This is a genomic window from Mucilaginibacter gossypiicola (genome assembly GCF_900110105.1).
Taxonomy (GTDB): Bacteria; Bacteroidota; Bacteroidia; order Sphingobacteriales; family Sphingobacteriaceae; genus Mucilaginibacter; species Mucilaginibacter gossypiicola.
This window is the reverse complement of record NZ_FOCL01000019.1, coordinates 1-14,276: the sequence shown is the minus strand read 5'-3', so window position 1 is coordinate 14,276 and position 14,276 is coordinate 1. Positions and strand designations below refer to the sequence as shown.

Here is a 14,276-nt window from a genome sequence, read left to right as displayed (position 1 = left end):
CCCATCGCAGTAAAAACAAAACGCCCCTTTGAATTTAACCAAAGGGGCGTTTTATTTAGCGAATTCAAAGATTACTACTTAACTGAAAATTGATATACTCCCGAATCGGTATAGTTTCCGGCTACATCTATTGTAACAATGCGCCAATAATAGGTTGTGCCCGGTTTTACCGAAACCTGGTATTGACTGTCGGATACATTTGATTTGAACAGGGTGGGTGAGCTGGTATCGCTAAAGTAAATGTCATACCCCTTAATTGCAGCGCCAAGGGTGCTGCCGGTCCATTTTAGCGTAACATTTCCGGTTGAAGTGGTTACGCTCTCACCAAAAATTGGCGCGGTAATTTCGGCCGGGTAGGGAGGATAGCTTATAACACCGGTGCCGGCATTGTAAAATTTCCATGTATCACTTTGAGCGGTAGCCTTGGTTTTTGTTGAGGTTGATATCACATACCATGAGTATGGAGTATTGCGAAGCAGATCGGCTGTGGCCTGGGTTGAGGTTGCATTTTGCCTGGTTTCAACTTTAGTAAGCAGGTTCTTTATAGCCAGAATATAACCATCGGCTTTATCGGCGGCTTCCCAGGTAAATGCTACAGTGCTTTTGTCGGCAGAGATGACTGTACCTGTAGTACACGGCTGATCTTTCAATGGAGACACCAGGTTTGTTGCCACAGGCGTTACATCGGGCGGAGGAGTTTTTTTGCCGCAACCGCTGAGTATCAATATTATGAATGAGCTATAGATCCAGTTTTTCATTTTTTCAAAATTTTAAAAGATTTGGCTTTCCCATCCATCATTAAATTGAGCGAGTAAACACCGCTCGGTAAGGTTGAAAGGTCCATTTGCAGAATACCTGATTGATTATTGTACTGATTAGTGTAAACAGTTTTGCCGTCAACCACATTATAAATGGTCGCCGATATTTTATTAATATTTCCGCTGCCTGTATTGATATTAAGTACGTTTTGGAATGGGTTAGGATAAGGTATTATGCGCGTGTCCAGGTTTATTATCTTTTCAAAAATCCCCTGGCATAGCTTATCTGTAGTAACAGATAGTTTATTGGCCCCTGTTATCAAAGGCAGTGTAATTTGGCTATTAGTAGTAGTATAAACTACGTCGTTAAGGTTGACGTTATAACTGGAACCGCCATTTAATTGCAGGTTTACTGTATTTAGGTTTGTGTTAACTGTCGAATAAACTGATAAGTCGGCAGGTTCGGTGATTACAACATTAAAACATTGCGAATAAATTTTACCCTCGACACTTATACACAAACTGTAGTTGCCGGCAGTAAGCTTATCAATGGTGAGTTGATTGGTGAAAGGGTATGTTGTTGTGGTGCCGTTAGCGGTAAAAGATGCCGAGTAATTTAATTTTTGAACTGCCTCGATATTAACAGAGCCATTGGCACTGCCCTTACAAGCCGCGCCGTTTAGTGTTAATTTGAAGTTATTTACCGGCAGGCTAAACTGCGTATAAACAGTAGTAGCTGCCGACGTTGCCGTAAACGATTTAACCGTAATCGCTACCGTATATTTGCCTCCGTCTGTCACTTTTAATTTGGAAGCAGTGGCCGTTTTTATGGCCACATTATCTTTAAACCATTGATAAGTATAACCGGCCGCAGCATTTGTTGAAAGCGTGACTGAACCACCATCAAAAAAGGTGGTTGAACCGTCGGCTGCTATGGTTGGTAAATTGATAACGCTTAGCGTGCCGGGAACATAGCTGATGGTATAATTGTCGGCTTTTGCGCCGCTTAATGTAATTGGATAATCACCCGCTGGCGAAGATTTTGAAGCTGTATTGGAAATTGCAGGTCGAACGCTTAAAATCGTGGTATCTTCTTTGTTTACAAATCCCTTGTATGTTATTCTAAAAATTGGGTTGTCTGTATTGTAAAGCTTTGCGGTGTCAACCGCGGTTATAGTTAATGGCGCTTTTTGAATAGTTAAAGTTTGTGAAACCGGTGTTGCATCAAGGTATAGATCGTTGCCGGGCTGGGTAACTGTAATGGTAACAGTGCCCGATCTACCAAAATAGATGCTGTCTTTAGATACTTTAACTATTGATGGATCACTGACTGTGTATGTTAATGGGAGTGTTTTGTTTGTTCTGCTTACATTTAATGCCATTGCTTTATCCCCATAGGTTATCTTTGGAAAAGCAGGAAAGGTTATCACCTGGCTACCTTTAACTATTTGTATGGTTGCTACGTTTTCGCCCTTCCCGCCCGCATTATAGCCCGCTATTCTGTGCAGCTTTATGCCTTGCAGAACTTTTGGGGTGCCTGTTATCGTTCCGGTACTGTCTAATGAAAGTCCTTCGGGTAGTTTATCTTCAACCTGATAACCGTAGAGGTTTACTTTACGCAGCACAAAATTTGATCCGTCGGATACAAGTAAGTTCCCAACCCCGTCGTAAGAAACGCCTAAATTGCCTGAATACCGTGCTACTGTATCTATACCTTCAACATAGCCTTTTTCCAGGAACCCGGAAAGCGGGATATTGCTGCTCTGAGCTCCTGATGGGAGATATTTGGTTACAAATGATATTTGCCCGCAGGCATACACATTGTTCAGGCTATCTACAGCAACACTGTTAGGGAAAAATAAGCCGCCGGTGGCAAATGTTGATACCGTGTTATCAGGCGTAATTTTCCTGATGCTGAAATTAAATTTATCAGCAACAAATAAATTCCCTTTCGAATCGATAGCGATTCCGTATGGCACTTTGAAGGATGCGGTTACCCCCGGACCATTTGTATTACCGCCGTTTAGAATTCCGGCTACGGTGGTAACTACCCCGGCAGGGGTAATTTTTCTGATCAAATTATTATAAGAATCAGCAACGTAAACATTTTCGGCCTTGTCAACTGTTAATCCATAGGGAAGGTTAAATGATGCTAATTTCCCAACACCATTATCGTGCCCCGGGGCTCCAGTGCCGGCAAGCGTGGTGACTGTCCCGTCCGGGGTTATTTTCCTGATCAGGCAATTGCCGTAATCGGCCACGTATATATTTCCCGAAGCGGCAACTACAACACCGGTGGGATAATTAAAAGTTGCGTCTCTGCCTTTTGCGTTATTAGCACCCACGTCACCGTTACCGGCAAATGTGCTTATAGTGCCATCCGGCGCCAATTTTCTGATGGCGTTATTGTTGGCGTCTGCTATATAAATATTACCGGCAGCATCCCGTGCCGAACTAAGAGGATTACCTAACCGTGCGTCTTTTTTATTTCCATCTACATAGCCATATAAATGATTGCCGCCTATAGTACTTGTTTGGGAGAATAAGCTGGTTAAGGGAATTGCACCGCCGGTATTAGTTACCTTTAATGGCTCTATCGGTTTCCCAATTTCAAAAGTGTGAAGGCCGCTGCCGTAACTAATTATCGGTGCTGCAGGCCGTGTAATTGTTTGGGCTAATGATTTGTTAACGGAAATATTTACGAGCAGTAAAATTAACAGGAGATACGGTTTCTTCATATAGAAACAGCTGGGGAATGATAAGGTTAAAGTTTAATATTAATGGTATTTAATTCTAAATACGGCCTAAAAATAGATAATATTTGCTGAAATACCTTAAAACAAAAGGATTTATAATAAACAAATTTCGAATACTTAGACTTTTACAAAAAAACAAAGGTGGCTATGATACCACCTTTGTTTTTTGATTTTTATCGATATTAAGCCTGTTTTACGTCGTCATGATCTGTACCTACAACAACATCGTACCATTCTTCAATATCTTTTTCAAAGGCGGCGGTTTTTTCGCGGAAACGTTGCAGGGTGTCACTGCCTAATGGTAAATGTACCGGGGGCTTTTTAGCGGCGGCAAGTTTAATAAACGCTTGTGCCAGTTTTTCCGGGTCGCCGGGTTGTTTGTAGTTTGCTTCGGTAGCAAAAGTGCGCATGTTGCCAACGGTTTCCTGGTAATCCGCAATTTCATTCGAGGTACGTGTTAGCGAACTTTTATCAAGGAAGTTTGTTCGGAAGAAGCCGGGGGCAACAACGGTTGCATTGATACCAAGCGGAGCAAGTTCAAGCGCCATAGCCTCGGTAAGCCCTTCAACTGCAAATTTGGTCGACCCGTAAACGCCCCAGCCAAAATATGCTGATAGACCACCAACTGATGAAATATTGATGACGTGACCAGCGCGTTGTTTACGCATATACGGTAAAACAGCACGGGTTACATTTAATAAACCGAATACATTGGTTTCGTAGTTTCTTTTTACCTCTTCTGCGGTAGCTTCTTCAACAGCAGACAGTAATCCAAAGCCTGCATTATTTACCAATACATCAATCCTCCCGAAGTGCTCAATAGTTTTTGCGGCTGCTTCTTTTGCTTGTTCTTCAATGGTGATATCTAATGGTACAACCAACAGGTTAGGGTTATTATCGAATTGAGATGCCAGAACTTCGGGGTTTTTACGAACTGTGGCTACCAGTTTATCGCCAGATGCTAAAACGGCTTTTGATATTTCTAAACCAAAACCTCTTGAGGCTCCGGTTATAAACCATACTTTTTGAGTTTTCATTTTATGTTGCTTTTAATTTGTTTTTGTTTACACTACAAAGTTGGCGACAAAAGCAGGGGAGGCTTATAGCAAAAGCAAAGCAGTTATTATGAAAATCAAAGAAGCGTTTAAATTATGCTGTTACCTGATATGATTTTCTGAATTCGGCAGGGGTAACGCCGGTGTTTTTCTTAAAAAAGGAGCTGAAGTTAGGCTGCTCGGCAAAACCAATGCTGTATGCAATGTCCTGTAGAGTCCAATCAGTTTGTACCAATAAAGCCTTGGTTTCTTCGAGCAGGCGGTTGCGGATATGGGTGCTTACGTTTTGCCCGGTGTGTTTTTTTAATACCGCATTTAAATGGTTGGGGTGTACCGAAAGATTGGCCGCAAATTCCTTGGCGGTTTTTATTTTTATAGGCGATGTATAATTGATGCCCGACGTTTCTTTCTCCAGTAAATGAAAAAACTGATGGATATAATGATATTCATCAGATACATTATCAGGTTTAGGAAAATGGGCTACCCGCATGCTTTCAACCATTAATAATTGAATATAGGCTTGCAGCGCATCATCTTTTAAATGATTGTTGGATAGCTCTTCAATGGTCATGCGTTCAAACAAACTGTTAAGTATATGCAGGTCTGAATTATTTAACCGGATGACGCTTTTATCCTTTTCGGTAAACAAACCATATTTATCAATGGTGCTTTTTAATTGAGGATGATCGTTAATGAAGCTCCTTTTAAAAAGTACATAATATCCACCCGATTTATCAGAAAGGTTTTTCCATGATATGATGTCATTTGGATGGATAAAAAGGATGGTAGGTTCCTCAATATAATAAGTGTTAAGCCCCATGGTAAAAACTCCGGAACCTTCGGTTATCATTAATATCTTATAAAAATCGCGCCTGTTGGGCGATAGGTAGTTGCGGCATTCATGGTGCTTCCGATCAAAAACCTTGATAGTCCAATTCTCAAATGACTCACGAAGTACTGGGATCATATCCGGCAGATCGCGAAGGATATCAATGGTTTTGGCATCAAGTGTGGTTGGTTTCATGGCGGTTGCTTTACACAAATATAAGCAGCCAAATTGCCTTGACTCTGTATGCCAAAGGAAAATGACCCTCTTGTAATAAAGTCTGAAGCGTTTAATTGTATTGCCAGCGTATAAAATGATTGCTATCGTCAAGGGTGATCTGGTTGTTGGAGAACCATTTTATAAAACTATCCCATTTGGTTTTATTACTATCCTTCCAGGTGTTAAAGGCATCTAAATCGCCCTGCATTAATATCCAGTGATTGTATGCCTCTACATTACCGGATTTGTTTATTATATCCTGATAGGCAAATAATGCGTTGGGGTATTTTTTATCAAATTCCTGTTTTAAATAAAAGCTAAGAAAGTTTTGTCTTATACGGTCAAGCGAGTTAATATCAATGGCTTTTTCTGTAGCAGCTGCGATACCCATGGTTGGCTCATATATCATGCTAAAGGGCAATTTTAATGCTCCACCGGCCGAAAGTGAACTGGTAGAAATGGTGCTTGTTTTACTGAAGCTAATTGCTGTTTTTCCGGCCTCGGTATATCTTATTCCGCTTTTATAACCATCATAAAGCAGTTTGCTGATTTCTTCGGTACGTTTACTGTTACGTTCAAGGTTCATGAAGAGCTCGCCATAAATCATACCCCATAGTTTTTCTTCCGAACCAAGGTAAAGCTTAGCTGCCCAGTAGTAATTTGACGGAAACGCAGGTTCTGCCTCGATGCCTTTTTCAAAGTAGGTGATAGCCTTGTTATAATCCTTTGCTATAAGGGGAATAACTCCACGTTCGAGATAAAGGCAACCCGCTTTCGGAAACTTTTTCAGTCCTTCTTCATAAACACCTATCGCTTTATCACTTTGGCCAAGTATATCATAGCTATTGCCCAGTAATTGATATATGCGATCAAATGATCCCTGCTTATTCTTTATACTTTCTAAAACGTCAATGGTTTTTTGGTATTCTTTCCTGCTGTAATAGCAGTAGGTCATTTCATAAGGATAGGTGAGGTTTGAAGGGTCGAGCTTTTGCGCATCTGTAAGCAAAGCCAGTGCTTCATCAAATTTCCCTTCATCTTCAAGCGCTACCGCTTGTTTGCCTTTTTGAAGGGCTGTTTCTTTGTCGGTTTGCGCAAGTGTGGTAAAACTAAATGCGGTTAACAGCAAGCCGATAAAAATAAATCCGGATTTGTTCATTGTGTAAGGTTTATAATAACCTAAAATACTTATTTACCAATCACAATTGCAATACCCCTTGCCTGATTTTTATTGCTAAGCCAACTGCATAACCGCATACAGCGCAGCGCCAGATATGGCAACCCAAAGTGCCACACCTTGCAAAAGTGGTTTTAAGCCCACTGATGCAAGTACTTTACGTGAAAGGCCCGCACCTATCAGGAACAAAGTAAGTGTTAAGCCTGCTTTTGCAATAATTATGATAAAGGGGCTCATGAATTTAACAACGGGCAGGTAGGTGTTAGCTATCATTGCCAGTATAAACAAACCGATAAAATAGGGAATACTTACTTTTTTTGATTTGTTTTTGAACAGGAAGGTAGATAAAAATGCTACCGGGATGATCCATAAAGCCCGTGCCAGTTTTACAGTTGTTGCTACCTCAAGCGCGTGGGCTCCGTATTTGCTCGCTGCGCCTACTACTGAGCTGGTGTCATGTATGGCAATGGCGCACCATAAACCAAACTGTGTTTGTGATAAATTTAAATAATGACCAATTAGCGGGAAAATAAACAACGCTATAGAATTAAGGATAAATACACAGCCTAATGCCACTGAAATTTGCTTTTCTTCGGCTTTTATAACTGGTGATATGGCTGCTATCGCGCTTCCTCCGCAAATAGCTGTACCTGATGAAATCAGAAAAGAGGTTTTCTTTTCAATATTTAACCATCTGCCCATCAAAGTGCCAAATAATAGTGTTCCGGTTATGGAGGCAATGGTAAACAGGATGCCTTCTTTGCCGGCCTGCAACGCGCTATGCACGTTCATGCCGAACCCCAGGCCAACTACTGACACCTGTAATAAAATATGGGTAGCCTTATGGTTGAGGTGCAAGTAAGGATGACCGGAACATTGTGCTACAACTAAGCCTAATAGTAAAGCTACTGCCGGGCTCATAAAGGGCATCAAACATAATACTATACAAACTGCGAATATAACCTTGCGGGCGTTTTCATTGATGTTTAATAAAAGACCGCCGGTGTTGTTTAATTGATGTGGGGTATTCATTTTTCCTTTGTTTTGATGATACAAAGGTGTAAGGAATTACCGCTGGTTTTTCATCATAAAACGCAATCTGTGATAACCAAAAGTTATGGAGTTGCGCTTAGTAGTTCAACGTGCCGAATATACCGTTTTGATAATCAGATATTGCCTGCTCTGTTTCTTCAGGGGTGTTCATTACAAAGTTATCTTTGGCTGATACTGGTTCTTCTATAGGTTCGGCCGAGAGAAACAGTACTTGTGAATCTTCGGTAGCCGTTACTGAGATCTCGTCGTTATCTTTTTCAAATACAAGGAGATTGTATTTGTCGATGGATTGCCCGTTTACATCGACGTTGCCGTTTATAATATAAAGTAATGCCCAATAGCCGGGTATTGCTTTGAGATTTGCCTCTTTACCCGCTGCTATTTTACCAACAATTGAAATAACCGGGGTAAAGTTTTGGATAGGCCCGGTTTTGCCCTCGTAGTCCCCACTTGCCAGATTAAAATCAAGCCCGTCATTTATAAGTACTTTGGGTAATTCTGCAGCTTTGGCTGATTGATAAAAGGGCTCATCCCACTTTTTATTTTTAGGTGCATTGATCCAAAGCTGAATAAGTTCCTGAACACCACCTTTCTGCAGTAATTCGGCGGTTGGGCCTTCACTGTGCATAATGCCTTTGCCTGCAAACATCCATTGTACATCGCCTGCTTTAATAATCTCGTCGTTACCTGCATTATCTTTATGATAACCTTCGCCCTGCAGCATGATGGTATATGGGCTGAAGCCACGATGCGGGTGCGGATGGATGCGTAAAGTTTGACCGGGCTGTATTACCTCCGGCCCCATGTGGTGTAAAACAATAAATGGGTTTGCAAACCGAAAATCTTTGTGGGGCAGGGGTTGACGAACGGTTTCTTCGGCAGTAATTTTCTTTTCGCGACCGGCAAGAATATGGATGATAGCTTTTTTCATTGGGTGATGTTGAGGAAATAAAAATAGCTTATTTTACACGGAGTGCAGAACGGCAATCAGAAAATTACCATCGTTTTACTTGTTCAGCGTCAATCGCACCAAATACTGTTTAAACTCGTCCTCCAGTAACACCTCCATATCGAAGCCCGCTTCTGTAACAATGAGTTCAAGTGTTTTTTCGTCAATATATAACCAATGGAACCAGTCAGTTTTTTGGCGGTTGTATTGGTATTGATAAAGCAATTCGCCGTAATAGCCTTTTTCCGGAAAGCCATCTTCATATAAATAAGAGATATCTGATGAGTCAAACAAAATCTGTCCTCCCGGATTAAGCAACAGTTTAATATGTTGTAAAAATACTTTGAGGTTTTCAAGTGTTCCGGTAAGGCCAATACCGTTCATGAGCAGGAGCAGGGTATCGTATTTTTGCTCATCGTAAGCAAAAATATCACCTTTAACTACGTTGTTTACGCCACGCCCTTTCATTACTTCACATGCCAGGGGGGATATATCAAGCGCAACGCAATCAAAACCACGTTCCTGCAATATCAATGCATGGCTTCCAGCGCCGGCGCCAATATCCAATACCGTTCCGCGGCATTCATTCATCGCCAGCCATTCAATATCGGGCATGTCATCCTCATGCCTGAAATAAATATCAATTGGCATTTCCTCCTTCGGGCCATACTGATTATTGATCCAGAGTTTGTGATTGGCTAACTTATGGTGATGGTCATGTATGGCCTGACCCAGTATATCTTTCATGTGCCCAAAAGTATGAATTGAAAGTTTAATTTAGCGGCAATAAATCCCTTTGGTTAGCTATGTGGTTAAGTTATGGATTGTTAACGCTTATTTTAGCAGCCGGCATGGTATACAGCATATCTGCCCGAAAACTGACTGTTATGGCTGCTTTGACCGGAGCAGCTGTTGCTATTTTAGTATTCACCGGGGCAGGGTTTACAGGCTTAGCCATGATGACCACATTTTTTATTTTAGGTTCGGCAGCCACTTCGGTACAAAGTAAAACAAAGGATGATTTAAACGCAGATCAAAAAGGGGGGCGTACTACCGGGCAGGTTTTAGCTAATGCAGGCACTGCTGCCTTATGCGGAGTTTTAATCCTTGTGCTGCCGGCACACGCCGATATTTTACAATTGATGATGGCGGCAAGTTTTGCTTCGGCAACGGCCGATACGCTGTCGTCTGAGTTGGGGATGGTTTATGGCAAACGTTTTTTTAATATCATAACCCTAAAGCCGGATACGCGTGGCCTTGATGGGGTAGTCAGTGCTGAAGGCACCTTAATAGGGATAACCGGTTCTGTTGTGATAGCCGTTGTTTACGCAATAGGAATGGGGTGGACAACAAACCTTATCTGGATTATAGTTGCAGGTACGCTCGGAAATCTCACCGATTCTGTTTTAGGGGCTGTATTGGAAAGAAAAGGTTTAATAAATAACAATACAGTAAACTTTTTAAATACACTGATGGCCGCTTTGTTTATGGGGGTGTTTTACATCGTTTTTAATTAAATATATATACAAATGTTTCCTGTTATTGTCCTGATCGTAGTAGCACTGGCAGTTTTCTTTTTTCTCAACAAAAAGAAAGTAGCGAATGAAGTACCCGTAGCTGCGGTTAATTATAAGCTGCTTTTGGAACAGCACATACCTTATTATCAACATCTCGACAATGATCAAAAGACACTCTTTGAACAGAAAGTCACCGGTTTTTTATCGGATATAACCATTGAAGGAGTTGGCACAGCTGTAAGTGATGCTGATAAAGTAATGATAGCGGCAAGTGCTGTAATCCCGATATTTGGCTTTGATGACTGGAAATACTGTAATCTTACCAATGTGATTCTTTATCCTGATACATTTGATAGCGAGTTTCAATTTGAGGGCGAAAACCGGAGCATTTTAGGAATGGTGGGCTCAGGATACATGAACGGGCAAATGATCCTTTCAAGGGCGGCGTTGACAAAAGGCTTCAGCAAGTCGGCGGGTAAAGAGAACACTGCTATTCATGAGTTTGTACACCTGCTTGATAAATCGGACGGGGCCACAGATGGTGTTCCCGAAAATTTGCTGGCTCACGAATATGTAATGCCATGGCTTAAGATGATCCACCAGGAAATTCACAAAATAGAAGCCGGCCGCTCCGACATTAATCCTTATGCTATTACAAATGAGGTGGAATTTTTGGCGGTTGTTTCCGAATACTTTTTTCAAAAGCCGAACGAGCTGAAGCATAAACACCCCGGGCTTTATGAAATGCTGAGCACCATTTTCTCGCAGGATTTGGCCGATAATGATGTCGCCTGATTAAAAGCCTAAACCAAGTTGTCCTAATGGCTCATGTTGAACAACCGTGCTGCTGATATAATAAACAGGCGTTTCCTCATGCCTTGAGGCCACGATTATATTGATGCCGTCGGCGCAATTGGTAAATAAGTCTTCTACCAGTTTAGGATCGTTATTGTTTTTAGATAAATGTGAAAGTAACAGGTGGGTCATATGCGGCGGGCGGTGTGTTGTGAATAAGCCCAATGCCTGTTTGTTTGATAAATGCCCTTTGCCACCACGGATTCGTTGTTTTAGATAATAGGGGTAGCCGCCTTTATCCAGCATATCATCATCATAATTGGCTTCCAAAAAAGCGGCATGGCACTGGCTAAAATAGCGGATGAGTTGGTCGCATACTATTCCCAGATCCGTAAACACACCAACCTTAACATCGCGGCAGCTTACCATAAAACTATGTGGCTCGGATGCGTCATGTACTTTTGGGAAAGAAGTTATTTCCAGATTGCCGATAACCACGCTTTGAAAAGCGCTGAGATGATGGACTTGTGAATGATCAACCCCGCTAAGGTGCGTCAACGTTCCGGGTGTAATATAAACCGGTAGCTGGTATTTTTTAGCCAATACAGGTATGCCCCGGATATGATCTGAATGTTCGTGCGATACAAAAATGGCTTTTACCTTCTGCATGGAAAGCCCGAGCCGGGCCATGCGCTTTTCAGTTTCGCGGCATGAGATACCTACATCAACCAATATAGCCTCCTGATCGTTCCCCACGTAATAGCAATTGCCATTACTTCCCGAATTTAATGATGTAATGAATAAAGACATTGAATTGCAAAGTAAACCATTTTGGTGCTATTATTTTAATCCTAACGATTTTAGCATTCAGAAAATTAGCAATTTTTTTTTACCGTATAAAAACCTGCTTATATTTAGCCCTATGGATTCACCGCAAACTTTACCCGTACTTGATGCAGAAGAACTACGTGTACTTGGTACTTTAATGGAAAAGGCCAAAACCACGCCCGATTATTACCCAATGACCCTTAACGGACTGGTGGCTGCCTGTAACCAAAAAACATCGCGCAAACCGGTTGTTAATTATGATGATGACACCGTTATCAATGCCCTAAACTCTTTAAAAAGACGTGGTTTGATGTCAACAGCTACCGGAGGCTCTATTCGTAACATTAAATACAAACACAACTTTGCGATAGTTTTTCCGGTAATACCATCAGAAGTGGCGCTGATTTGCCTGCTGATCCTCCGCGGGCCCCAAACGCCCGGTGAGTTAAATACCAACAGCGGTCGTATGTACGAATTTGATTCGATAGAAGAGGTACAGGAGATCCTGGATAAATTGGCTGGCGGTGAAATGCCTTATATTGTACAGCTACCTAAGCGTCCCGGCCAAAAAGAAGTTAGATATGCCCATTTATTAGGCGGTACCCCTGAATTTAATGATGATGATTTTGCTGATGAGCCAACTGGCCGTTCGTCTTCGTCGGCACTGGAAGCTCGTTTGGTTAAAGCCGAACAAGAGATTGCTGAGTTGAAGGAAACAGTGGGTAGGTTGATGAAGGAGTTAGGAGTGGAGTAACCTATATGATCCAATCGAAAATAAATCTGCTTGTTCTTGACGAAACTGAGGATTTGTTGCTTGGTTACCAGTTTGAATCTGTTTACCTGTTAGATAAAACACAAAACAGCAAATTATATTTAGGTGATATCTATGGTGATCCCATTTTTGGCCTAATAAGCGAGGATGGCTATTGGTGCCTGGCCGGAGGTAGCAGGTGCATTTTATGGAAAGAAGGTATTGGAGCAATTGAAATAGAGGGCCCCAATTTGTGTTGGGCAGTGAAAGTAAAACAGGTATCCGATATGAGGGTAGAGCTTTTGATCGATCCTTGGTCGGAGAACGGAGCCGTTTGGCAGTTGGATATAGATACCTTGAAAAAAGAGAAGATTAGAGATTATAGATTGGACAGTGAATATACTGAGGATTATGACTGGTAGTTTATTGTCGTGAGTTTCTATATTTCTTTCAAAAACACATCTATCACATCCCGTAACATCTTTTCAGTTTTCTGATCTGTAATATTCCCATTTCCATCGATTTTACTCCTGATAAACGGAATAAGTAAAGTGGCTCCGTCAATTACTTTTGCAGAGAGCGCGCCGAGTATCAGGAGTAATGCAGCATGCGCATGGCTGCCAACCGACGAAGCGGTAACCAAAGCCACCGGCTTATCAACCAGTGAGCCGCTCGAAACCATCCAATCCAACGTGTTCTTAAGCTGACCGGGAACTCCAAACGCATACTCAGGTGTGCAAATGATAATGCCTGATACATTTTTTATCAGCTCTCGCAATTCTGCAACTGCTGTGGGCGGGTGTTCATGATCCAATCCCGGATCAAAGGGTGGGATATCAGCTAATTTATCGTAGATGAAATAATTTATATCAGCCGGAGTTAATCCACCTAAAAACCTCAAAATATTATGGTTAGATGAGCCTGATCTTAAACTGCCGGAAATGGCGAGGATGTTGCCTTTGTAGTCCATGAAATAGATGCTGCTAAACCAAACTTACGAAGTTTTTAAAACTTCGTAAGTTTTCGTAAAGTCATAAAAGATAGCATGCTCATCAACTCCCCCTTTAGGGGCGCTATCGTGTGGACACATCATTAAAGAATTGTCATACGATAGAGCAGTGGTGCGTTGAGTGATGGAGCGAAAGAGAAATCTTCTACATCTGGCTCTTTAACTATATGTAAAAGCAGGGTTTAGAAGATTTCTCCTCACCTCTGGCGCACAAACCCCAACCCTGGCTCGTCGATTTCTATGATTTAGGCAATAGATGTTTGATAATTTTTTTCATAGGGTCTATTTTGATTGACACATGCGAAGATTCTTAGGATGAGTTTGTTTCTGACAGCATTAATTACACTCATTTTATTTTTCTTTTGCTGTTCTACTTTACGTTCGTAGAAGCGTTTTAGATCGCTATTATGTTGTATAGCAACTATTGCTGCCAAATGCAGCAATGTCTTCACCTTCTTATTAGCCATGTGTGAGACCCTGGCTTTTTTGACAACTCTACCGGATTCATCTGTAAAGGGGGCCACACCTGAATAGCAGGCAAATTTCTTCGGGTCATTAATGTCTTTGAATTCATTGGTTGTAA

At 41.6% G+C, this 14,276-nt stretch carries 15 protein-coding genes; 4 read left to right on the top strand and 11 right to left on the bottom strand.

The features are described from left to right. Positions 1-74: 74 nt before the first annotated feature. From BMX50_RS32215 to BMX50_RS32180, 8 genes are all read right to left on the bottom strand, one after another. On the bottom strand, positions 75-758 hold the full coding sequence (locus BMX50_RS32215) for a hypothetical protein (RefSeq protein ID WP_091221383.1): 684 nt from the start codon (positions 756-758) through the stop codon (positions 75-77). Next, complete coding sequence (locus BMX50_RS32210; RefSeq protein WP_091221378.1) at positions 755-3,496, bottom strand: MBG domain-containing protein; 2,742 nt, start codon at positions 3,494-3,496, stop codon at positions 755-757. The genes BMX50_RS32215 and BMX50_RS32210 overlap by 4 nt, the downstream gene beginning before the upstream one ends. Before the next feature lie 200 nt (positions 3,497-3,696). Beyond that, positions 3,697-4,551, bottom strand: a complete 855-nt coding sequence (locus BMX50_RS32205) for an oxidoreductase (RefSeq protein ID WP_091221374.1) — start codon at positions 4,549-4,551, stop codon at positions 3,697-3,699. A 112-nt stretch (positions 4,552-4,663) separates the two neighbouring features. Beyond that, a complete protein-coding gene (locus BMX50_RS32200) occupies positions 4,664-5,593 on the bottom strand; it encodes an AraC family transcriptional regulator (protein ID WP_091221370.1) in 930 nt (309 codons plus the stop codon). A gap of 91 nt (positions 5,594-5,684) precedes the next feature. Further along, a complete protein-coding gene (locus BMX50_RS32195; RefSeq protein WP_091221365.1) occupies positions 5,685-6,773 on the bottom strand; it encodes a tetratricopeptide repeat protein in 1,089 nt (362 codons plus the stop codon). Between the two features lie 75 nt (positions 6,774-6,848). After that, a complete protein-coding gene (locus tag BMX50_RS32190; protein ID WP_091221362.1) occupies positions 6,849-7,823 on the bottom strand; it encodes a YeiH family protein in 975 nt (324 codons plus the stop codon). A 97-nt stretch (positions 7,824-7,920) separates the two neighbouring features. Beyond that, the gene (locus BMX50_RS32185) at positions 7,921-8,775 is read right to left on the bottom strand and encodes a pirin family protein (protein ID WP_091221358.1); all 855 of its coding nucleotides are present in this window, start codon (positions 8,773-8,775) and stop codon (positions 7,921-7,923) included. A gap of 75 nt (positions 8,776-8,850) precedes the next feature. Further along, a complete protein-coding gene (locus tag BMX50_RS32180; protein ID WP_091221354.1) occupies positions 8,851-9,540 on the bottom strand; it encodes a class I SAM-dependent methyltransferase in 690 nt (229 codons plus the stop codon). A gap of 59 nt (positions 9,541-9,599) precedes the next feature. On the opposite strand from BMX50_RS32180, the gene BMX50_RS32175 reads away from it, so the two are divergent. Together BMX50_RS32175 and BMX50_RS32170 are read left to right on the top strand one after the other, a co-directional pair. After that, positions 9,600-10,310, top strand: a complete 711-nt coding sequence (locus BMX50_RS32175) for a DUF92 domain-containing protein (RefSeq protein ID WP_091221350.1) — start codon at positions 9,600-9,602, stop codon at positions 10,308-10,310. A gap of 12 nt (positions 10,311-10,322) precedes the next feature. Continuing rightward, positions 10,323-11,105, top strand: a complete 783-nt coding sequence (locus BMX50_RS32170; protein ID WP_091221346.1) for a M90 family metallopeptidase — start codon at positions 10,323-10,325, stop codon at positions 11,103-11,105. Here the strand turns inward: BMX50_RS32170 and BMX50_RS32165 are convergent, their stop codons facing one another. Then, positions 11,106-11,915 (bottom strand): MBL fold metallo-hydrolase, encoded by an 810-nt coding sequence (locus BMX50_RS32165; protein ID WP_091221341.1) that lies wholly within the window; start codon positions 11,913-11,915, stop codon positions 11,106-11,108. Positions 11,916-12,027: 112 nt separating this feature from the next. On the opposite strand from BMX50_RS32165, the gene BMX50_RS32160 reads away from it, so the two are divergent. Both BMX50_RS32160 and BMX50_RS32155 read left to right on the top strand, forming a co-directional pair. Further along, complete coding sequence (locus BMX50_RS32160; protein ID WP_091221770.1) at positions 12,028-12,687, top strand: YceH family protein; 660 nt, start codon at positions 12,028-12,030, stop codon at positions 12,685-12,687. Positions 12,688-12,692: 5 nt separating this feature from the next. Then, complete coding sequence (locus tag BMX50_RS32155) at positions 12,693-13,106, top strand: hypothetical protein (RefSeq protein ID WP_091221337.1); 414 nt, start codon at positions 12,693-12,695, stop codon at positions 13,104-13,106. 17 nt (positions 13,107-13,123) lie between these two features. Here BMX50_RS32155 and BMX50_RS32150 read toward each other — a convergent pair whose 3' ends face one another. Both BMX50_RS32150 and BMX50_RS32145 read right to left on the bottom strand, forming a co-directional pair. Beyond that, positions 13,124-13,654, bottom strand: a complete 531-nt coding sequence (locus BMX50_RS32150; protein WP_091221333.1) for an NADPH-dependent FMN reductase — start codon at positions 13,652-13,654, stop codon at positions 13,124-13,126. A gap of 284 nt (positions 13,655-13,938) precedes the next feature. Beyond that, positions 13,939-14,276: transposase (locus BMX50_RS32145; protein ID WP_143065321.1), on the bottom strand; the 338-nt coding region annotated here is incomplete at its 5' end.